This window comes from Burkholderia sp. BCC1985 (genome assembly GCF_905339915.1).
Classification (GTDB): Bacteria; Pseudomonadota; Gammaproteobacteria; order Burkholderiales; family Burkholderiaceae; genus Burkholderia.
Window position 1 is genome coordinate 1 of sequence record NZ_CAJPGY010000011.1, and the last position, 21,588, is coordinate 21,588.

21 protein-coding genes and 1 pseudogene are annotated in these 21,588 nt (G+C 63.7%); 20 read left to right on the forward strand and 2 right to left on the reverse strand.

Annotation, left to right across the window (positions count from 1 at the left end; translation table 11 throughout):
• From U4Z31_RS13215 to U4Z31_RS13225, 3 genes and pseudogenes are all read left to right on the forward strand, one after another.
• The coding region (locus U4Z31_RS13215) for an alpha-E domain-containing protein (protein WP_257774313.1) at positions 1-414 on the forward strand (414 nt) is incomplete at its 5' end.
• 8 nt (positions 415-422) lie between these two features.
• The gene (locus tag U4Z31_RS13220) at positions 423-1,229 is read left to right on the forward strand and encodes a transglutaminase family protein (protein ID WP_321810544.1); all 807 of its coding nucleotides are present in this window, start codon (positions 423-425) and stop codon (positions 1,227-1,229) included.
• Positions 1,230-1,261: 32 nt separating this feature from the next.
• Positions 1,262-1,381: pseudogene (locus tag U4Z31_RS13225) on the forward strand (IclR family transcriptional regulator); the annotation flags it as partial.
• A 92-nt stretch (positions 1,382-1,473) separates the two neighbouring features.
• On the opposite strand, the gene U4Z31_RS13230 reads toward U4Z31_RS13225, so the two are convergent.
• A complete protein-coding gene (locus U4Z31_RS13230) occupies positions 1,474-2,187 on the reverse strand; it encodes a LuxR family transcriptional regulator (RefSeq protein ID WP_321810545.1) in 714 nt (237 codons plus the stop codon).
• A gap of 529 nt (positions 2,188-2,716) precedes the next feature.
• Here U4Z31_RS13230 and U4Z31_RS13235 point away from each other — a divergent pair.
• The 16 genes from U4Z31_RS13235 to U4Z31_RS13310 all read left to right on the forward strand — a co-directional run bounded on the left by U4Z31_RS13235 (position 2,717) and on the right by U4Z31_RS13310 (position 17,561).
• Positions 2,717-3,100 (forward strand): DUF4902 domain-containing protein, encoded by a 384-nt coding sequence (locus U4Z31_RS13235; RefSeq protein ID WP_321810546.1) that lies wholly within the window; start codon positions 2,717-2,719, stop codon positions 3,098-3,100.
• A gap of 401 nt (positions 3,101-3,501) precedes the next feature.
• Positions 3,502-4,143 carry an acyl-homoserine-lactone synthase gene (locus tag U4Z31_RS13240; protein WP_321810547.1) on the forward strand — a complete coding sequence of 214 codons (642 nt, stop codon included), beginning with the start codon at positions 3,502-3,504 and terminating at the stop codon, positions 4,141-4,143.
• 177 nt (positions 4,144-4,320) lie between these two features.
• On the forward strand, positions 4,321-5,613 hold the full coding sequence (gene fabF, locus U4Z31_RS13245) for a beta-ketoacyl-ACP synthase II (protein ID WP_124668488.1): 1,293 nt from the start codon (positions 4,321-4,323) through the stop codon (positions 5,611-5,613).
• Between the two features lie 313 nt (positions 5,614-5,926).
• Entirely contained in the window at positions 5,927-7,009 is a 1,083-nt protein-coding gene (locus U4Z31_RS13250; RefSeq protein WP_321810548.1) for a fatty acid desaturase, read from the forward strand.
• A gap of 80 nt (positions 7,010-7,089) precedes the next feature.
• Entirely contained in the window at positions 7,090-8,094 is a 1,005-nt protein-coding gene (locus tag U4Z31_RS13255) for an aromatic ring-hydroxylating dioxygenase subunit alpha (RefSeq protein WP_321810549.1), read from the forward strand.
• 68 nt (positions 8,095-8,162) lie between these two features.
• The gene (locus U4Z31_RS13260) at positions 8,163-8,993 is read left to right on the forward strand and encodes a hypothetical protein (protein WP_321810550.1); all 831 of its coding nucleotides are present in this window, start codon (positions 8,163-8,165) and stop codon (positions 8,991-8,993) included.
• A gap of 216 nt (positions 8,994-9,209) precedes the next feature.
• The gene (locus U4Z31_RS13265) at positions 9,210-9,536 is read left to right on the forward strand and encodes a hypothetical protein (protein ID WP_321810551.1); all 327 of its coding nucleotides are present in this window, start codon (positions 9,210-9,212) and stop codon (positions 9,534-9,536) included.
• Between the two features lie 66 nt (positions 9,537-9,602).
• The gene (locus tag U4Z31_RS13270; protein ID WP_321810552.1) at positions 9,603-11,351 is read left to right on the forward strand and encodes a fatty acyl-AMP ligase; all 1,749 of its coding nucleotides are present in this window, start codon (positions 9,603-9,605) and stop codon (positions 11,349-11,351) included.
• 78 nt (positions 11,352-11,429) lie between these two features.
• Positions 11,430-12,371 (forward strand): acyl-CoA desaturase, encoded by a 942-nt coding sequence (locus U4Z31_RS13275; protein WP_321810553.1) that lies wholly within the window; start codon positions 11,430-11,432, stop codon positions 12,369-12,371.
• 25 nt (positions 12,372-12,396) lie between these two features.
• The gene (locus U4Z31_RS13280; protein WP_321810554.1) at positions 12,397-13,380 is read left to right on the forward strand and encodes an acyl-CoA desaturase; all 984 of its coding nucleotides are present in this window, start codon (positions 12,397-12,399) and stop codon (positions 13,378-13,380) included.
• 52 nt (positions 13,381-13,432) lie between these two features.
• The gene (locus U4Z31_RS13285; RefSeq protein WP_124668494.1) at positions 13,433-13,753 is read left to right on the forward strand and encodes an acyl carrier protein; all 321 of its coding nucleotides are present in this window, start codon (positions 13,433-13,435) and stop codon (positions 13,751-13,753) included.
• A gap of 13 nt (positions 13,754-13,766) precedes the next feature.
• Complete coding sequence (locus U4Z31_RS13290; protein WP_124668495.1) at positions 13,767-14,864, forward strand: fatty acid desaturase; 1,098 nt, start codon at positions 13,767-13,769, stop codon at positions 14,862-14,864.
• A complete protein-coding gene (locus U4Z31_RS13295) occupies positions 14,864-15,787 on the forward strand; it encodes an alpha/beta fold hydrolase (RefSeq protein ID WP_321810555.1) in 924 nt (307 codons plus the stop codon). The genes U4Z31_RS13290 and U4Z31_RS13295 overlap by 1 nt, the downstream gene beginning before the upstream one ends.
• Complete coding sequence (locus U4Z31_RS13300) at positions 15,784-15,969, forward strand: rubredoxin (protein WP_124668497.1); 186 nt, start codon at positions 15,784-15,786, stop codon at positions 15,967-15,969. Before U4Z31_RS13295 ends, U4Z31_RS13300 begins: the two co-directional genes overlap by 4 nt.
• 157 nt (positions 15,970-16,126) lie before the next feature.
• Positions 16,127-17,311, forward strand: a complete 1,185-nt coding sequence (locus U4Z31_RS13305; RefSeq protein ID WP_321810556.1) for an acetyl-CoA C-acyltransferase — start codon at positions 16,127-16,129, stop codon at positions 17,309-17,311.
• A gap of 61 nt (positions 17,312-17,372) precedes the next feature.
• Entirely contained in the window at positions 17,373-17,561 is a 189-nt protein-coding gene (locus tag U4Z31_RS13310; RefSeq protein WP_321810557.1) for a hypothetical protein, read from the forward strand.
• Positions 17,562-18,131: 570 nt separating this feature from the next.
• On the opposite strand, the gene U4Z31_RS13315 is transcribed toward U4Z31_RS13310, so the two are convergent.
• A complete protein-coding gene (locus U4Z31_RS13315; protein WP_044847520.1) occupies positions 18,132-19,250 on the reverse strand; it encodes a helix-turn-helix transcriptional regulator in 1,119 nt (372 codons plus the stop codon).
• Between the two features lie 239 nt (positions 19,251-19,489).
• On the opposite strand from U4Z31_RS13315, the gene U4Z31_RS13320 reads away from it, so the two are divergent.
• Positions 19,490-21,571 (forward strand): hypothetical protein, encoded by a 2,082-nt coding sequence (locus tag U4Z31_RS13320; protein ID WP_321810558.1) that lies wholly within the window; start codon positions 19,490-19,492, stop codon positions 21,569-21,571.
• Positions 21,572-21,588 lie beyond the last annotated feature (17 nt).

A 21,588-nucleotide genomic window follows, 5' to 3' on the forward strand; every position in this document is an offset into this window, starting at 1 on the left:
CTCGACGTGAAATACCACCTGCTGCTGCCGTCGGTGTCGCACGTGGGCACGATCCTCGATACCAACCACTGGGAATCGATCCTGCGGTCGGTCGAGGCAAACAACTCGTACCGCTGGGTGTACGGTGTGCAGTACAAGCCGCTGAACATCGCGGACTACCTGGTCCTGAACGGCCGCATGCCGCGCTCGCTGCGCTATTGCTACGGACGCGTCATGTCGAGTCTCAACTTGCTCGTGAAAGAGCATGGCATCGCTCACGCGTGCCACGGCACCGCCGCACAGACGCTCACGATGCTTTCCGACAGTACGATCGAACGAGTCTTCAAGAACGGCCTGCACGAGTTCCTGACCGGCTTCATTCGGCGCAACCAGCGACTTGGGCTCGAAATCGCCCAGGCCTACAACTTCGATTGAGCACTGCAATGCATATCGGGATCACCCATACCCTGCGTTATACCGTCGACGAGCCGTTGCAGCTGGCATTGCAGCGCCTTCGACTGCGACCGTCGTCGAATCCCGGTCAGACGGTCGGGTACTGGGAATTGCTTGCAAACGACATGCAGCCGGAATTGTCGTACATCGACGGATTCGGCAACCATGTCGACCTTGTGTGTCGCCCAAACGACCGCAACGAGATCGTCATCGTTTCACGCGGCGAAGTGAAGACGCACAACAAGGATGGTGTGATCGGCACTGCAGACGATCGTACGAATCCGTGGCTGTTCCTGCGCGAGTCGCCTCTCACGCGTCCCGGGGACTCGCTGATGGAGCTTGCTTCCGCCCTGAAGAGCACGCAAAACCGTCTTCTGCAACTACACGAGTTGATGGACATCGTGCACGATCGTCTCGCACCCGGGCCGGAGAATTGCGACGACGCCACCGATGCAGAAGCTGCGTGGATCAGTTCCCACGGGACCTGTCGCGACCATGCTCATGTATTCATCGCCGTGGCCCGTCGGCTCGGCATTCCCGCGCGCTTCACTTCCGGCTATCTGATAGGCGACGACGACGGAATCCGGGCAGTTGATCATGCGTGGGCTGAAGTCTACGTCGACCATCTCGGTTGGATCGGCTTCGATCCGGCGAATAATCTCTGTCCCGACCAACACTATGTGAAACTGGCGACTGGCATCGACGCTTGCGGCGCCGCGCCGGTCACCTGCATCCAGTCGAACTCGGGCGCTGAAACGCTGACCGCGGAGATTGCGGTCACGCTGTCGGCCCGGTGAGTTGATCGACGGAAATTTCAGTACTCGCACCGATGACGCAAACGACCCGCAGCCTGCTATCGGGCTGCGACTTGCCGGATTCGATCGACGCTATCGACTGCTATCGCGCACCCGCGCTCGACAAGGGTCTCGACATTCTCGAACGCCTGGCGTCGGCTACCGGTTGTAACGCGCCTTGCCCCCCCGTGAGCAGGACCAACGCGCTGCTTCGCTATTCAGCGAGTGAGCGACGAAGCAAATGACGTCAGAACAAGAGCCCCAGCATTGCCGCCTTGACCGCGGCCTCGGTCTTGTTGGCCGAATTCAATTTGCGCATTGCATTGACGAGGTGAAATTTCACGGTCCGCTCGTCGACAGACATGATCTTGCCAATCTCGGAGTAGGTTTTTCCCGCGGCGGACCATTGCAACGCCTCGCGCTCGCGTGCCGTCAACTCGACGGCATATTCGGGCGCAAGCTGCGCGAGCAGATGCATGCTCATTGCGCAATTGGCGGTGTTCGCGAGCCATGACATCTGGTATCCCTTTTCCGCGAGTTCACTCTCCTCGATCGGCTCGCCTGATCGCACCATGGTCACGAGTCCGATCGCCCCGGTGCGGCTGATGGATGGCATGCACCAGCCGTGGCGCAAGCCGAAGTGCTCCGCTTCGTCCCAGAATTCGACGTTTTGTGTCTGGCTGTCGGCGCGCCAGATCAGGGGTGTCAGGTGACTGAGCCCATGCCGGACCGTCGGATCGACGGCAAAATAGTTTTGGCTCACATAGCGCTCGACCCACGTCTCCGGATAGTTGGACTGCAGCATGAACCGCGGATGACTCACCGGCAACGGAACGCGCAGACCGAACGAACAGTACTCGAATCCAAGTGCTCGCACGTCTGCCGTGAACTCCAGAAACACGTCAGCCACGGATTTTGCCTCGGCGTATCCATTCAGATACTTCTCTCTCCAGGCCTGCATATCATTACCTTTTTGGTCAATCTTGTCCCTAAAGGGGCTGTATTTCGTGGTTGGTGCGCTGATCGATTTTTTATAAATTATTCAAGGATCGTCGTCAATATTTGAGATATCGAGCGGCAAGCATGGTGTCGGGTGCTGAATTGTTATCCGGCGGCGGATTTCGAGGTGGCGTCCGCGCTCGCCATTGATCGATTGAGTTGGGGAATTTGCATGTCGGCATGCGTATTCGTACATCAGCCAGGTTTCGATGCCGAAAATTGCGACGAGTCCGAAAATCCTGGAATTGCACAATGATCGAGCACCGTCAGGCAATCACCGCTCACGGGGCCGTACGTCATCTTGATAATGCGATGGTGTTCTCCGGGTGATTGTGATATTCGTAAAAAACAGGCGCGTGATCTACCGGCTATCACAAATCACAAGCAGGCATGCCACGAGTGTTGGAAGGGTGTGCGCCTAGCCGGTCGCCGCGAATCTTGCCAAACTATGCGGTATCAATTTTAACAGGTGCCACATCGAGAGAACGGACATGCCTAAAAAACTGAACGACGGATACGTACGATTGACTTTGCCCGCGTTCTACGCGCTGCGCTTCCATCAACATATGTGCCAGCAAACCCTGAACTTGTTGCATGACTTATGGGGCGAGGGCATTAGCGCCGTCAATGCCGGCTACTACGAGCTGGTCTGCACCGAAACGCGGCCGGCCGTGAGCGTAGGCTGCGTATGGCATGTGGCCGTGGGCCAGTCTGAGGTGAAGGTCGGGAAGGACGACGTCAGCAGCAACGTCATGCTTCTCAACATGAACGGTGACGATTACGGCGCGCAATACAGCCAAGAGTTGATCCAGAACTGGCTGTGCTCGGGAACGCGTCAACGCGAACTTGAATCGGCCATCTTCGCCGGTCACTGATTTCGTGTTCAGTGAATATAACTAGATTAAAAAGGCCTACGCGTCGTGACAAATCTTGTGTGCCGCGCCGCCGCCAATTTCCGTTGATCTTCCTGATCGGACTGGCAATGGCGCGATGTCCGCTACGATCATTTATGCCGTGACGCCGTGGCTCGGGATGGTTGCTTCGGGCCGTCGCTGATCAAGCGCGCTCCAAATCGTCCCTCCGTCCGACTCGCGTAGCGATCGCCGGTCGAATTCCAAAAAACCCCGTTTGTCCGTCGCAGTGTCCCGTCGCACTCGGCGCGACGAGTCTCGTCCAGACGCCTGCCCCCCTGCCCATTCGGGCAGCTTTTTTGTCTTTTCAATTTCGGGTCCAATCGCGCCTAACAATTCTGAAGATAAGAGAGAGGGCATTCGCGATGCTGACTTTATTGTCGGGAAAAAGCGCTGATTTGAGTCGCGAGACGATGTATCGACTTGCGAAGTTTCGGCATAAGGTCTTCATACAGGAACTCGGCTGGTCGTTGCCCACCGACGATGGCATCGAATTTGACGACTTCGATCACGCGGACACCCTTTATGTCGTCGCTTTCGACCGCAGCGACGAAATCGTCGGTTGCGGCCGGTTGTTGCCGACCGACGAGCCTTATCTGCTGGGTGAGGTTTTTCCGGATTTGATGGGTGGTGCCTCCCTTCCCAGTACGCGCAATGTGTGGGAACTGTCCCGCTTCGCGATGAGCATGCCGAGCGGCGAGCCGTTGACGGCGGAAGAATCGTGGCAAAACACGCGCTCCCTGATGTCCGAAATCGTCCGTGTCGCGCATGCACATGGCGCCGACCGTCTCATTGCATTCTCGGTGCTCGGCAACGAACGGCTTCTGAAGCGCATGGGCGTCAATGTGCATCGCGCTGCGCCACCGCAAATGATCGAAGGCAAGCCGACCTTGCCGTTCTGGATCGAGATAGATCAACAAACGCGCGCAGCGCTGAACCTCGACGCGTTGGAGTACGACGTGCCGCTCAACATGTCGAGCAGTGAGCATGTGTCGCACGCGTTCTGACGAGCGCAGCGAATTCGCGACGCGCATCGGGAAGGTCCAGGGTCCGCCGCGAGTCGGGCGGCCCCGGCTCTCTCCTGAAGTGGCTCGGCGCAATACAGCATTACTAAAGGTGTGCCTGAAGATGAACGGCTTTAACGATGTGGGTCAGCTGGTCCTGGTCCGTGAGGGGAAGGTGAAATGACGCTTCGAGTGGTGGTAACCGGTATTGGCATTGTGTCCCCGCTGGGTTGCGGTAAGGAATTGGTGTGGCAGCGCCTGATCGGAGGCGGCTCCGGGCTTCGCCGGCTCGGTGACGACATCGTCGGTGAACTGTCCGCCAAGGTCGGCGGGACCGTCCAGGGGAAGGCCGACGATCCCGACGGCGGTTTCGATCCGGAACTCTCGGTGCCGAACAAGGAACTGAGGAAGATGGACCGCTTCATCCAGATGGCGATGGTTGCGGCAGACGAGGCGCTCACGGAAGCCGGATGGGCTCCGCAAGCCGAGCATCAGCGCGAGCGGACAGCGACGGTCGTAGCGTCGGGCATCGGTGGGTTTCCCGGGCTGGCGGAGGCGGTCAGGATCGGCGAGACGCGTGGCGTGCGGCGGTTGTCGCCGTTCACCATTCCGTTCTTTCTCTCGAATCTGGCGGCCGGCCAGATTTCGATCAAGCATCAGTTCCGTGGGCCCCTCGGCTGTCCGGTGACGGCCTGTGCGGCGAGCGTGCAGGCGATCGGCGACGCGATGCGCATGATCCGGACCGGTGAGGCCGATGTCGTGCTGGCGGGCGGTGCCGAAGCCGCATTCGACAAGGTCAGCCTGGGCGGATTCGCGGCGGCGCGAGCGTTGTCGACCGGCTTCGGCGATCAGCCGATTCGCGCTTCGCGCCCGTTCGACCGCGATCGTGACGGATTTGTCATGGGCGAGGGAGCGGCCATGCTCGTGGTCGAGTCCCTGGACCATGCCCTCGCACGTGGCGCCCGACCGATCGCGGAAATCATCGGGTACGGAACCACGGCGGACGCCTATCACATGACCGCCGGTCCCGACGACGGATCCGGCGCGATGCGAGCGATGAAGCTGGCCCTGGCGATGGGCGAAATCGCCCCGGAGCAGGTCGACTACGTCAATGCGCATGCGACATCGACGCCGGTCGGCGACGCCGGCGAAATCGAGGCGCTGAAGACTGTCTTCGGCGTGGGCGCAGGCCCGGCGATTTCCTCGACCAAGTCGGCAACCGGGCATTTGCTCGGGGCGGCGGGCGCCATCGAAGCGGCGTTTTCCATTCTCGCGCTCCGGGATGGCGTGTTGCCCGGAACGCTGAATCTCGAGCACCCCGACGAAGCCGCGGCCGGACTTGACCTGATCGGGCCTTCCGCACGGCGCGTTCCCGTCGAGATCGCACTGTCCAACGGGTTCGGGTTTGGCGGCGTCAATGCATCGGTGCTGTTTAAACGCTACCCGCCGGATAGATCAGCAGGGTCGCATTGACTGCACGCCCACCTGGTTCGAACACGCTCCTGATTTCGTAAGTATCACGAATCGTTGGCCTTCGGCGCCATGCCATGGCGCCGACGGCGCTCCATCGGTTCGATGGCGAGTCGCGTCATGTGCAATCCGAGTTCCAGTCGTTATCCAAAGGGAATCTTTCAGTGTTAGACACCGTCATCGCAGGTGCCAGCTGCGCGAGCGCCGCGCTCGCGATTCATCTGGCGCGCAGGTACGCGCGTTCTGGCTTTCAAGCCGTGGCGGCGCACGTCCGCCAATCACCGGCCCTGCGCCGCGTAAGCCGAGGAGAGAGGCTATGACCATCGAAGCCCCGTTGGACAGCGACGTCGCATTCTCGCGGCTCAAGCTGCCGCGACACTTTCATCGGATCAGTTCCGTCGCCACGATCCTCTATCTGGCGCACGCGCTCGCATTCTTCCTGATCCCGGCCGCGGTGGCGTTCGCCATCGTCGATATACCGGCGTCGACGCCAGCCCGTATCGCGATGGCGATCGTCCTGGGCTTGATCGGCGGGCACGGCATGCACCTGCTGACCTTCGTCGGGCATGAGGGGATGCACACGAACCTGCATCGTAACAAGTACGTGAGCGCCGCGCTGTCGCTCATCTGCTCGTCGCTGGTGCCCGGCTTCCTGATCGTGGGATTCAGCATGACCCACTGGAAGCACCATCGCTTCACCGGTCAGGACATCGACCCGGATGTCCAGATCTATTCGCAGTACCGCACCTTCTGGTCGCGCTTCTTTCTCGCGCGCTCCAGGGGCGTGCGGATCTACACGAAGAACGCCGTGCGCATGGCGGCCGGTCTGCCCTGGCCGGAGAACACGCGTTTGCCCTTCAGCCAGCGCGAAATGCGCTGGATCTCCCGGATCAACATCGCGCTGAACCTATGCGCGGTGACGGCCTACGGGTTTATCTGGCATCGCTCGTTGTGGCTCGGTTTCACGGTCATGCTGATTCCGTATATCGGGGTGTACGTGTTCAGCACCATCCGCGCGTACATCGAGCACACGGATACCGTGCCGGGGCGATATCGCGATAGTCGCAGCTATACGTCGCCGATCTATACCGCGCTGTTCTTCGGCAGCAACTTCCATCTTGAACACCACCAGTATCCGGCGGTGCCGTGTTACCGGTTGCCCGCGCTCCACGCGTACCTGGCGTCGCATGGGCTGCTCGAGGCGGCAGGCGCGCCGGTCGAGCCGTCGTTCCTTGGCGCGCTGCGTTATACGACGGGGCGCTTCCAGTATCCCTGCGTCAATCTGCAGTCCGCGACCGACGACTTCCTCGAGCAGATGGCAGAGGGTCGTCTCGATCGCGAAGCGTCCACGGCGGAGACCCGGGACGAAGACGCGTTGGTCGCCGTCGTGCGCAAGTAGAAACGATCCAGAAGGCATACGCCCGCTCGCGTTCGCGTCGGGTGTGTCACAACGCCGCCCATGTAGCAAAGTGAGGAACAATGTTCATCGAGAATGCGTGGTACGCAGCAGCACTTTCCGCGGAAGTCCAGAGGGAGCCCTTTGCCCGGACGATCCTGAACCAGAAGATCGTCATGTACCGTACGTCGGCGAACCATATCGTCGCGCTTGAGGATCGATGCCCGCATCGACAGGTTCCGTTGTCCCGGGGGCGCGTTGTCGGCGACGAGATCCAGTGCTGGTACCACGGGCTCAGGTACGACTGCTCGGGCGTGTGCGTCAGTATTCCGAGCCAGAGCACGATCCCGAAGGGCGCACGCGTGCGGACGTTCCCTGCTGTCGAGAAATACGGCTTGATCTGGCTGTGGGCCGGCGAGCCGAACCAGGCCGACGAGGCGACGATCCCGAACCATTGGGTGTGTTCGGCACCCGAGCTTGCGGGGACGATGAGCTACTGCACCATCGCCTGTAGCTACCTGTTCGGCATCGACAACATTCTCGACATCTCGCACGCCGCGTTCGTGCACGCGAAGACGCTGGGTTCGCTCGACATCGTCGAGACGCCGCCCGAAATCGTGATCAACGACGACGAAGTGCGCGTGCGCCGCTACCTGCGCCGCGAGAAGACGCCGCCGCTCTACACCCATATCCTGAAGCTCGACTACATCGACCGCTTCCAGGAGGTCGTTTACTGGCCCATCGGCAACACGCGGGTCGAAACGAGGGCCCACGCCTGTGACGATGCCAGCGGCCAGGTCTTCCACGTCTACACGACGACGATCTTCACGCCCGCCACGGACGGCACGACTCATGTCTTCGTGGGCATGCACCGCGATTTCGACGTCGACAACCATCGGTTTACCGAATTCACCGCGAAGGAAGTGTTCGCGACGGTCATGGAGGACAAGGACGTCGCGGAAAGCCTTCAGGCGAACTGGAGCCCGACGGCGCCGATGATCGACATCCAGCTCGATCGACCGGCGTTTGCCGCGCGGCGGATATTGGAGCGAATGGGCGCGAACGCATCCATTCGGGCGGCCGTATGACGCAGGGCGAGACGGCAAGCCTGCCGCATGCAGACGCACAAACGACGATGACGGGGAAGGAAACGACGATGAATCACCAAGGACACGCCGGTCTCTATGTCGACGAGTTGCTGCGCGAACTCGAGACGTCGGAGCAGGACGAGGTGGGTTTGCGGCATCCGATGACGTTCGGAGAAATCGTCGGTCGCGGCCGGGTCGAGCGCCTCGCGGCTGCGGCCGGGAGCATCTTCTCCGAGGTCGAGCCGAAACATGCGTGGAGCGGCGCCGATATCGGCGCGCGCGAATGGCACGGCCGCTTCAAGGACCGCCAGATTCGCGGCGTGACGGTGGCGCGCCGGTCAGGCAAACGCGTACAGGTCGACATCTTCCTCGGCTCGTTTCCCGCGCCGGTTCGCCGGGCGCTGTACGACGCGAGTCGCGATCTCGTCGACGCCGACGCGTGGACGCTGCCGCCGGAGATCGATACCGCGTTGCCGCCGATACCCGACGACGAAGTACTGGACGCCAAGTTGCCGTTCGGCCTCGCCGACGAGATGTTTATGACCAGTCCGGTGGCCTGCAAGCCGATTCGTGGCCGCGCCGACGTCGAACGCGTTTGCGGCCACTCGATCGCGGTCTACGGGGGCCGCGCGAGCGGGCCGCGTCTGTCGGCCGGTGCCACGACGCTGAGCCTCTGGACAGGGGAGGTCGGCGGGTTGCCGCTGGAAGTGGCGAACGTCATCCACTGGGAAGATGCCCGGAATGCCAAGGTCATGGCAATGGCGATGCGTCCTTGGCCCGTCGTTGCGCTGTTTCAAGCGCGGATGCGGGCGCGAACGCTCCCGTTTCTCGATGCGTCGTATTTCGAATCCGAATCGGGCGACGGCGTGACGCCGCCTCAGCTTGGCGAAAGTACCTGAACGGACGCCGCACGCCGGCTTTGCACGCGCAGTCGAGTGCCATCTCGCGGTGGCCGGTTTTCCGTATCGCAAGTGGGGCGGAGTTCCTCGTCTGCTGGTGACCGGAGCCTGATATCCACGGCGGCGGGCATCTGGTTCGCGCTGGTGCCCGGGGCGATCCTGACTATGTGCACGCGTGGCTTCCGGGGGGCAATGCGCACCGGGCTGGCTGTGGGCATGGTCACGCCTTCGCTGTCGGCGGCCGCCGTTGCGCATCTGCCGCCGGCGCGATTCGGCGTGGGCTCTGCCGTGAACCAGGCGATACGCCAGATGGGGGCGGTGTTCGGCGTGGCGCTGACGGTCGCGATAACAGGTAACGCGATAGTGCGCCTGGCCGGATTACATGCCGTTTGCTACCTGCGGATTGCGCTCGACCTGGCCACCGCATCTCGGGCGCGCCGGTGGATACGCGACCGAGAGCGCTTGCCCCCGCGGCGGCGCACTGATGGCCGCGTGGCGTTCAGTGCCTGTTCGCGCATGAAATTTTCATCAAAACAAAACTGACAATCCGAGGGTCTCATGATGGCCGGTAGCTTTTCCCCCTCTGCCCTGCCGGCGGAGCGCAGGACCTTGTCTCTGCTCGATATTCTTCGAGAGCGTGCCGAGCAAACGCCGGAGCGGATCGCATTCCATTTTCTTCGCGACGGCGAGGACGATGTCGTGAGCTGGTCATATGGCCAGCTCGCCGCCGCTGCCATCCAGATGCGCGACAGGGTGCTGCAGCACGCGCTGCACGAACGGCGCGTTCTGCTGCTGCTCGAACCCGGTCTGAGTTACGTCGCCGCGCTGTTCGGGATCCTGCTGGCGGGCGCCACCGCGGTGCCTTCGTTTCCGCCTGTCGGCTCTCGCGCGGTTGCACGCTTCGCATCGATCTGTCGCGACGCCGATCCCGATGTGGTCATTGCCGGCAAGCTTCACCGCTCGCTGCAGCCACAGCTCGACGCGCTCTACGGCGGCCAGCGTGCCGCGCCTGCGTTGCTGACGATCGACGAAAGCGCCTTCGACGATATCGAAGCATCGGCGGACGACGTCCGGAACCTGCCGGAGCAGGGTGTCGGCCTGGATCGGCCAGCGCTGCTCCAGTACACGTCGGGATCGACGGGCGAGCCCAAGGGCGTGGTCGTCACGCACGAGAATCTCGTCAGCAACTGCGCGGTGATCGCCGAACGGCTCGGCATCGATCAGGACCGCGTCGGCTGCACGTGGCTGCCGCCGTATCACGACATGGGGTTGATGGGCGCGCTGCTGCTTGCGGTGTTCAGCGGCTTTCCGCTCGTGATCCTGTCGCCGCAGCATTTCGTCCAGCGTCCGTATCGCTGGCTCAAGGCGATCACCGACTACCGCGTGACCACGAGCGTCGCACCGAATTTCGCGTTCGACCTGTGCGTCGACAACATCAGCGAAGAAGAAGCGGCCACGCTCGATCTCGGCTCGCTGCAGCACGTATTCTGCGGCGCCGAGCCGGTGAACCACGCGACGCTCGAACGCTTCTTCGCGCGCTTCGGCCGGCACGGCTTCGAGCGCCGTGCCGTGGTGCCCTGCTACGGAATGGCGGAGGCGACGCTCTACGTATCCGGCAAAGTGGGCCGTTCGCCGGTCACGCTGATCGAGGTCGACAAGGATGCGCTTGCTCGCGGCCTGTGCATGCCGCACAACCCGGAATCCGACGTGCGCGCACGCACCACGCTGGTCGGCTGCGGGCCGGTGGCGGTCGGCCATCGACTGCTGATCGTCGATCCTGAGACGAAGCGCGTGCTGCCGGAGCGGGCGATCGGCGAAATCTGGTTCAGCGGCCCGAACGTCGCAGCCGGCTATCTGAACCGCGCGGACAGCGACGACATCTTCGCGGCGACGATCGGCGACGGAGACGGCGACGACGATTCGGACCGTTACCTGCGCACCGGGGACCTCGGCTTTCTGGAGCGCGGCGAGCTGTTCGTGACGGGCCGGATCAAGGACGTCGTGATCGTCGCCGGACGCAATCTCTATCCGACCGACATCGAGGAGTCGGTGCAATCGGCGCACGAGGCGATTCGCACGAACGGCGTGGTGGCGTTTTCGATCGACGGCGGCGCCAGGGAGTCGCTCGTCATCGTCGCGGAGCTCAAGCGCTCGCGCCGTCTGAATCCGGAGCAAATGCGCGAGGTGCGAGCAGCGATCACGCTGGCGGTCACGCGCGACCACGGGGTTGCGCCGACGGTGGTGCACCTTGGGCCGACCGGCGCGATTCCGCTCACCACGAGCGGCAAGGTGCGCCGGCAAGCGTGCAAGCAAGCGTTCCTGCAAGGCAGCTTGAGCATGCTCGAGGCGCGCGCGTAAGCGGTTCGCACGAACTGCATCCTCGATTTTCATTGTCGCTGTCTTTCTTCGGAGTCAGTCATGGCTGAAGCGGATTCTTTGTCTTCGCGAACACCGGCGGCCGCTTCTGCGGCGCAAGCCGACACCGACGTGCGCGCACGCCGGCTCGCTTATCTGACCGTGGGCATACCCGCGCTCGGTTTCGCACTGGCGATTGCCTACACGTGGATATACGGGGTGCGCGCAACCGACTTCGTGCTGCTGGCGGTCATGTATTTCTCGACCGCGATCGGCGTCGAAACCGGCATGCACCGGTATTTCTCGCACCGCTCGTTCAAGGGGCGACCGGCCGTCACCGTGATGCTCGGCGTGCTCGGCAGCATGGCCGCCCAGGGGCCGATCCTGTTCTGGGCGGCCACGCATCGGATGCATCACGCGTTCACCGATCAGGACGGCGATCCTCATTCGCCGCGCCCGCGCGCGAACCGGCACGGCAAGCTGAGCCGGTTCGCGGGACTTTGGCACGGCCACGTGGGCTGGCTGTTCACGGTGCGCCGCGAGAACTGGAGCGCGTATGCCGCGGACCTGCTGCGCGACCGCCTGATCGTCAATCTCAATCTGCGCTACGGGTGGTGGGTGCTGCTCGGCCTCGCGATTCCCGCGCTCGCCGGCGCGTTGCTCGCACCCGCCGGGCAGGCCTGGCTCGGGGCCTCCGGCGGCTTCCTGTGGGGCGGACTCGCGCGGATCTTCCTGCTCGATCAGTCGACCTGGGCCGTCAATTCGCTGTGCCACACCATCGGCACCCGTCCGCACGCGACGCGCGACCACAGCCGCAACCTGGGCCTGCTCGCGATCGTTTCGGTGGGCGGCGCATGGCACAACAACCATCATGCGCAGCCGGCCTTCGCCAACAACGATCACGCGTTCTGGCAGCTCGATCCCTCCGCGTGGATCATCCGCCTGCTCGACGCGCTGGGTCTTGTCACGGAGGTGCGCTATGCCCCGAAGCGCGGCGCTGCGGCTCCGTCAATCTCGCCGTAATCCTCATTAGCGTTTGGAGAATCCTATGAATTCATCGATTCAGGTTGCACCCGGCGTGACTGCCGCGGGCGGGCTGTCGGCCGCCGACGGGCAGATCCCCGGCGTTTCGCCGCTAAAGGGCAGTGGAGCTCGCGTCAAACGCTATACCGCCCTGGCCGTGATGCTGGTGCCGCTTGCCGGGTTCGCGCTGGCGGTGCGTCAACTCGCGCTGGGCGACTTCGCCGTCACCGATCTCGTGCTGTTCGCGGTGTTCTATTTTCTGCACATGGGCGGGATCACGATGGGTTTCCATCGGTATCTTGCGCACAAGACGTTCCGGACATCGAAGTGGTTCGAGGGGCTGCTGCTGATCTGCGGTTCGATGGCTGCGCAAGGACCGATCATGTTCTGGGTGACGACGCATCGCCGCCATCACCTGTACAGCGACCAGAAAGGCGATCCGCATTCGCCGAACCAGGCCAGCGCGGGCCTGTTCGCGAAGCTGCGCGGCCTCTGGTATGCGCACATGCCGTGGATGCTGGCCCCGGACGTATCGGGCTGGACGTTCTTTGCCCCGGACGTGTTGCGCGATCGCCGCCTGTTTTTCTATCACCGCACCTACGCCTGGTGGATCGTGCTCGGCCTCGTGCTGCCCGCCGCGATCGGCGGCGCCGTCAGCGGCTCCTGGCACGGCGCGTGGAACGGCCTGCTGTTCGGCGGCTTCGCGCGAATATTCCTGGCCAATCAGGCTGCCTGGTGCGTGGGTTCGATTTGCCACATGTTCGGCGGACGGCCGTTCAAGACCGACGACAACAGCGCGAACAACTGGACGGTCGCCGTGCTCACGTTCGGCGAAGGCCTGCAGAACAACCACCACGCGTTCCCCGCGTCGTATCGCCACTCGGTGAAGTGGTACGAGCCGGATCTCAGCGCGTGGGTGCTCTGGACGCTCGGCAAGGCGGGCGTCGTCTGGGACCTGCGCTTGCCGGGGCCGGAGGCGATCCGCAAGCTCGCCAAGAAACCGTATTGAAAGTTGCCGTCGTGATTTCGTTCAACACCCTTGTATAGAAGGATCATTCATCATGTCTGAAGCTGGATTCCTGGGCGGCCTGTTCGGCCGCAAGAAAGCGGTGGCCGCCGACGTCGGCCCGCTGACGGAAGCGTCGATCCGCAGCTGGCTGGTCGACCGGCTCGCCAAGCAGTTGAAGGTGGACCGGGCGGCCATCGATCCCGCCAAGCGCTTCGACGAGTACGGGCTCGATTCGATCGTCGCGGTGCAGGTGTCGGGCGATCTGGAGAAGGTCGTCGAGCAGCGGCTGTCCCCGGCGCTGCTGTTCGAATACAACAGCATCAACGAGTTGGCGCACCACCTCTCGACCGAGCTCGGTCTGCAGGCTGCATAAGCGGGAGATCGACATGGCGAAAACTTACACCGTTCCGAGCGCGCCGCCCGCGCGTTTCGACGAATTCCTGCAGAAGTCCAAGGCGCTCGAGGGCGTGCGGCTGACCGACGCGATCCCGAAGTCGCTGTACGAGCCGCGTGCGTGGCGCGGCGTTCTCGGCTTCGTGGTGAGCTATGCGGCGTACATCGGGGCGATCGTCGGCATTGCGTATGCGCCGCACTGGCTGCTCTACATTCCGTTGTGGCTCGTCGCAGGTCTGGGCGGCTGGGGATTGCATTGCATCGCGCACGATTGCGGGCACAACTCGTTCTCCCGCTCGCGTCGGTTCAACCTGGTGATCGGGCACCTGTCGCTTCTGCCGCTGCTGTATCCGTTCCACGCCTGGCGCCACACGCACAACCTGCACCACGCGAACACCAACAACCTCGAGCTCGACACCGACTGGCGGCCGATTCCCGCGCCGCTTTACGACCGCATGTCGCTGCTCAAGCGCCTCGAGTACGCCGGTACCCGCAAGTGGCTGTTCTGGGTGGGCACGGTGAGCTACTGGAAGGAATCGGGCTTCCGTCCCGGCTTCTATCCGAAGCGCGAGATGCGACGCGACGTGAAGCGCTCGATCGGCTTCGTGGCGATCGTGTCGGCGCTCTATTTCCCGGCGCTGATCTACTTCACCGGCATCACGGGCCTGTTCCTGTACTTCGTCGCGCCATGGCTCATGATTCATGCGTGGTTCAGCGCCACGACGCTGATGCACCACACGTCGGACGACATCCCGTTCCTGCCCTCGCAGCACTGGACGCCGAACGCGAGTCGCCTGCTGGTGACGACCGACTACCGGTATCCGAAGTGGCTGCACTTCATGACTCACAACATTTCGGTGCACACGGCGCACCACGTCGCGCCGATCGTGCCGTTCTACAACCTGCCGAAGGCGCAGGCGGCGCTCAAGGAAGCGTTTCCGGGGATGATCCGCGAAAAGGACTTCACGTTCGGCGATCTGTGGCACGTGATCCGTCACTGCCACTTCTACGACACCGAGTCGGGCTACTACCGGAGCCTGTCCCGGGAGGCAGTGCCCGTCGGCGCGCGCGCGGCGACGGAGGGCCGGTGATGGCGAGCGTGAAGGACACCGAAGTCTCGCCGATCATACGGCGGACGGCGAAGGCGCCATCGTTGCGCGTGCGGCTCGGCCGTCGCGCGTTCCGGTTGCTGAACACCTTCGCGCCGCGCGCCGCGGGGCGGCGCGCGGCAGACGCGTTCGGCTTCACGCGCGGCTACGGGCTGCCTGTCAGCGATCGTGTACCGCTCGGCGCGAAGGTGACGCCGATCGAGGGCAATGCGGACCTCGACCGGGCGTATTACTGGGAGGGCGGCGCGGCGCGGGCGCTGCTCGTGCACGGCTGGGGCACCGACAGCAGCAGCATGCTGGGCTTCGTGAAGCCGATGCAGGCGCTGGGCTTCTCGGTGGCGACGTTCGACGCACCGGCGCACGGCCGTTCGCCGGGCAAGCATACGACGATGACGCAGTTCACCCGGGCGACGGGCGCGGTGCTGGATGCGATCGAAGGCGCGCAAGTGGTGATCGCGCATTCGCTCGGGTCGATCGCGGCGATCTCGGCGCTCGCGGAGCGCTCGCGCCGTGCGTCGTTGCGCTGCATCGTGCTGCTCGCGCCGACGGGCGCGCTGACCGAGGTGCTGGAGCGCTGGGCGAGCCGCGACATGGCGTTCCCGCGTCCGGTGGTCGAGCGCATCTATGCGGAGCTGCAGCTCCGCAACGGCGTGCCGGTCAGCCACTGGGACATTCTCGCGCGCGGCGCGTCGCTCGATGTCCCGGTGCTGGTCGTGCACGATCCGGCCGATCCCGTCGTGCCGTACTGCGAGGCACAGCGGGTCGTGGCGGGGCTGCCCGACGCGACCCTGTGGCCGGCGCCGGGCACGGGGCATGGGCGGATCCTGTCGGATGCGAGGGTACGCGAGCAGGTGCGCGAATTTGTGACGCGACAGATGTCGAATTTTGGAGAGTTGGCGAGATGAGCACGACAGCAACGGAGATGCGCACATTGATGTGTCTGGTGTGCGGCTGGATTTACTCGGAAGAAAACGGTGCGCCGGACGACGGCATTGCGCCGGGTACGCGCTGGGAAGACATTCCCGCGAAATGGAAGTGTCCGGAGTGCGGCGTCGGCAAGGAAGATTTCGAAATGGTGTCGATCTGACGCGATCCCTGCGGTGCCTGCCCCGCACGCAGGCAGCCCGTGGGTCGCGAGGTGGTCGCCGGCACGTAGTGCGTAGTCGCATGCCTTTCGGCAGGCAGGTCGCGCCGGTACGGTGGCGTCCGTTCACGCGGAACTGAACTTTGAATGGAGTGTTGAAATGGTTGCTCGACAAGTAGTGATCTGCAGTCCTGTAAGAACGCCCATCGGGGCGTTTGGCGGTGCGTTGAAGGACGTTGCCGCGACGGCGCTGGGCGCAGTCGCAGTGCGCGAAGCGGTCCGCCGCAGCAAGGTCGATCCGGCAGCGTTGGCTTCGGTCGTGATGGGCAACGTCATTCAGGCCGGCAACAAGATGAATCCCGCGCGTCAGGCAGCCGTCGGGGGCGGCATTCCGGTGGACGTGCCTGCGCTGACGGTGAATCGCGTGTGCGGCTCGGGTGCTCAGGCCATCGTGAGTGCGGCCCAGGAAATCTGGCTTGGATTCGGTGAGGTCGCGGTGGCGGGTGGCATGGAAAACATGGACCGTGCCCCGTATCTGCTGGAAAGTGGTCGATGGGGTCATCGCATGGGGAATGCCGAGATCGTCGACAGCATGCTCGCGGACGGCCTCGTCGACGCGTTTTCCAACCGCCATTCCGGATGGCATACGGAAGATCTCGTTGCGAGGATGGGAATGACGCGCGAGCAGCAGGACCGTTGGGCGGAACGTTCGCAGAAGCGCTTCGCGCAGGCTCAAGGGCGCGGGGCGTTCGACGCCGAGCTTGTCGCGGTCGATATCGAGGGGCGGAAACAACCCGTCAGATTCGAGCGCGACGAGCAGGTGCGACCGGACACGACGATCGAGTCGCTTGCCAAATTGAAACCCGCGTTCCGGTCCGACGGCACCATCACGGCCGGCAATGCGCCGGGATTGAACAGCGGTGCGGCGGCGATGGTCGTGGCGGAGCGACAGTATGCCGAGGCACGTGGAATCGAGCCGATCGCAACGCTCGTTTCCTACGGCGTGGGTGCGGTCGAGCCAGGCATGTTCGGACTCGGGCCCGTGCCGGCAGTCAAGATGGCGCTCGCGCGCGCCGGATGGTCGTTGAACGACGTGGAGCGTTTCGAGATCAACGAGGCTTTTGCTGCCGTGCCGATCGCGGTCATTCGGGAACTCGGCATCGACGAGCAGCGGGTGAATGTCGAAGGCGGAGCGATCGCGCACGGTCATGCCATTGGTGCGACCGGTGCCGTCTTGACGGCCCGTCTTGCGCATTCGATGCGTCGTGATGGCGTGAAGCGCGGCATCGTGACTTTGTGCATTGGCGGCGGTCAGGGCATCGCCCTCGCCCTGGAAGCCGTCTGACGGCGTCCTGATACCGAGAGCGGCCGGCAACGTTCCGAACATCGGCATCCACGGAGAAGACATGGATCAGCGTTCAGCACTGGAAAACCTGTATGCCCTTGCCGCCACCGGGCACACGACAACGCAGACGGAGCTTGCGCACAACTGGCTGACCTATTTCGGTGCCGACCGCGTGCAAGACCTCGACCTCGGCATGCTGGAGGCGATTGCCTGCTATGTCGGGAAGGGAATATCCCCTCCGATTGAATAGCTCGCCATTGTTCGTGCCTCCATTGCGTGTCGATTGGTGTGGCGGGCCGGAGCAAGGGCGGCGGCGCGGCGGAGCGTACGCTGGATGCGGGCCGATCCAGTCGTGCGCCAGCCGTCTCGCCGTCGCGCTCCGCGACAGCCGATCGGAGGTCGGCATGGCCGCGTCGGCGAGCGAATGGGACAGGAACTGAAATCAAAAAGGGCCCCGACAATGGCCGTGAAACTTGCCGGGGCTAACGAACCATGCAAATTGCATGGGACGAGGAAGTATCGCGTCCATCGTATAGCCGCCAATGATTGAGCAGCACCACCGAGTTCCGACGAATTCTCATCGGGTTCAGCCAAGATCCTGCTCAAGGAACGCGGATGTCCTCCACCGACAAGCGTCACGCCCATGCGCTGTCTCTCGCCACTTTCTGCACGAGATGCACTGGCGGCGATCGGAATCTTCCAAAGACGGTTTTTCCGGGAATTTTCGTAACGGACGCTTTTCCCGAGACCGGCAAAGTGCACCCGTCTTAAAAAATGCCAAAGCGTTTTGACCGCTGCCCCGCTCGCCGTTTTCGACGTATCAATTCGTGAGCTTGTGTTGCGGTAGGACCCACAGCATCCGACCGACCGCTTCAGCCTGATTCCGCGAGTGGGTCTTTTCATAGATCGCACGCAACTGGCTGCGAACCGTCGCAAGCGACACGCCGGCGCTCGCCGCACATTCGTCGGGCGTCTTGCCGCTGATCAACGCTTCCGCGACCGCGGCTTCGGCGCTCGACAAGCCGAACGATTGCCGCAGCTGTTGTGCGACGACGAGCGGGGCGCCGCTGCGTCGCCTGACCGTGATCAGTATCGTCGCATCGCCGAACGTGGCATGGAGCGCCTGTCCGGACAATGCCGCGATGCCGAGAAAAATCTCGTGCGCCGCGGCCAACGTGCCGGACAGGGCAAGGCTCTCGCTCTTGCGGGTCTTCGCGACGCGCGCCAACGCCGCCTTGAGCGCCTCGTTCTGGGGCGCGCTCGTCGCGCTCAGGTGCCCGTTCTCGAGCTTGAGGCAGGTGGTGGCGCGCAGCATCGACTCGGCCGCCCGGTTGACGAACTGGACGCGCGCGTGCCGGTCCAGCGCAAAGACGGCGAGGCCCAGCTCCTCCATCAGTTCGGCGCCGAGCGTGGCGTCGCGATGCAGCACTCGCGCGTCTTGCCACAGGTTGATCGAGCGCTGCAGATGCCCGGCCATACCGGTCAGGGTCGCGCGTTCTTCTGAAGAATAGGGTGTGCGGCCGTGCGCGCGCAGTAACCCGAGCAGAATGTTGTCGCTGCCGGGGCGCGCGAAGCGAATCCCCATCAGGTAGCGAAATCCAGACGGAATCTGATAGTCCTGGAAGAACTCGCTGCGTTCGACGTCGCGCTCGGTCAGATGATCCTGACAACAAACGAATTCGCCGAGCGGTGCGTTTTCGACGAAGCCGCGGCGCGGATCGAGCGCGCCGTAATACTGATCGTAGAGCGCGATGATCTCGTCGAATTCCGCGCGCGGCGAATAGATCGAGAATTTCGGGGCATTGCGCGCGACGTCCCAACTGAACATGTGAAATACGTCTGCGCCGAGCGATTCGGATACCCGGTGAAAAACTTCCAGAAAACCGTCCGGATGCAGCGCGGCCTCATAGAGGTCCCCGATGAGTTGGTCTCGTTGCATGTGTTCACCCCGTCGCTTCGCGATCTTCGTATTCTGATTTTGTCTGACGATATTGCTTCGAATACCGAATTTTTTTCAGGCTAACACAGGTTATTTGCATTTCATGCCCTGTTATTTCCCGATTTTCATCCACCTGAATGATGATCGAGAAAATCGTCTTTGCGAGAATCCTCGCCATTCAGCGTGCACGCGCAATGTATGTGACACGCATCAACCAGAAGGGGCTCGGGGGAAACGCAATGAAACTCACACCTGTCGTATCCGGTATTGCAGTGCTTGTCCTGTCGGCTTGTGGCGGCGGCAGCGATTCCTCCTCGCCACCCGCACCGCCCGCCGCGCAGACGGTCAGCGGGGTCGCGGCCGCCGGCGCCGCGATGCAGGCCGCCACCGTGAAACTGGTCGATGCGACCGGCAAAGCGGTCGACTGCCCGGCCGATGCGTCCACCGGCGCGTTTCAATGCACGGTGACCGGCCTGAGCGCGCCTTTCGCGTTGTCCGCATACGGCAACGTCGCCGACTCGCAGGCCACGCTGATCGCGCTCAGCGCCACGGCCGGCACGCAGACGATCAACATCACGCCGATCACGAACGCGATCGCCGCCACGATCGTCGGCGACAACCCGACCAAGCTGCTGGCCGACACCGGTTTGCTGCAAAGCAAGGTCACGGCCCAGGCCGTCGCCAGCACGGTGCAAGCCTATTCGTCGGCGCTGGCCGACCTGCTGGCCGCCACCGGCAATGCGGGCGTCGACCTGATTTCCGGCCCGTTGACGGCGGGCGCGCCGGGTCTCGACCGGCTGCTCGACCAGATCAAGATCAACGTCCTGCCGGATGGCGGCGTCCAGATCAGCTCGGTGGCGGGCGCGTCCAGCGATACGCCGGTGCAGCTTCAGCTCGCGCCCGGCGTCGCGCCGCAGGCGAGCGACAAGGCCAGCCTGCCGGCCGCCGCGACCATCAATGGCGCGGTGGTGTCGAACCTGCCGAGCGCCAGCGATCTGGCGGCATTGCAGAGCGCGCTCAACCAGTGCTTCGCCGGTTCGACCGGCGCTGCGCGCACGGGCGGCAGCGTATCGGCATGCGGCCGGATCTTCGTCGACGACGTCGCGTCCGGCGCGCTGAATGCAGGCGTGCCTTCCGCGTACCTCAACAACGGGATGTCGGTCGACCAGGAGTTCGGCGCGCCGGCAGGCGGCACGCCGGGCATCGTGGCCGACGATGCGATGAACAACGCGAGTTTCAGCCTGCCGGAAGTCATCCGCGTCGTTGCCAGCGACACGATGTGGGTCAAGCTCGCGTGGACGCGCAGCGACGGGATTCGCGACGGCATGCAGCAGCATGTACAGCTCGCGGTGCGGGCGGGCAGTCTCGCGAACGGCGATACCGGCTGGCGCGTGGTCGGCAATCAGCGCGCGGTGCTGAGCAAGGTCAATGCGAACGCACAGAAGTGGGACTGGCTGAATCCGGCCAATCCGTCGACGGGGACCAACGCGTTCGTCGATTCGCTCAACCTGCAGGTGGGTGCCGTCGACGCGGCCGGCACCGCGGTGGACTTCGCGATCGTCAACGGCCCCGGCTTGCGCAACGGCGTGTTTCTCCAGCCGTCGAGCGGGACCTGCGACACGCTGAACATCCGCGCGCAGATCGCAAGCGGGCAGACGCCGGCGCAACTCGCCGCACTGGCGAAGAACCCGCAGTGCCGCAACAACTTCCGTCTGGCCGGCGTCGCGCAGGATCCGGCCAACCAGGGCCTGTTCACGTGGCCCGGCGACGCGCCGCGCAACAATACCGCATGGGCGAAGCCGCAACTGAGCACCGCGGAGCTGGCCGACATCAAGCCGTTCAGCGCCTATACGATCGACATCTACCAGAACGGCAACACGTCGACGCCGGCCCGGCACTACACGGTCCGGCTGCGTACGCCGTCGCCGTCGCCCGACGCGCTGCGCCAGTACGCGTGGCACGATCTGGCGCAGTCCACGCGCGACAAGCTGACGCCGGGCTCCGCCAACACGTTCGCGGGCGGCGCGACCTTCCCGCTGGGCTGGACGTCGAAATCGGGTCTGCCGTTCGTCAAACGCGGCAACGTGCAGATTCGCGCAACCGCGGCCGGGCAGCCGGCGGCGACGTTCGTCAACGGTTCGGCATCGGCGTCGCCGGTCCAGCCGGGCGCCTCGGTCACGCTCAACGTGCCGGGCGACCAGGGCGTCGCGTTCCCGTCGGTGGCCGGCTGGACGGGCAGCGCGGACTTCTCGTTCGTGAACTTGAGCTGGTCCGACCCGGTCGACACGCTCTTCACCGAGGCCTTCGAGTACGACCGGTAACAGGCAGCCGGGCGAAT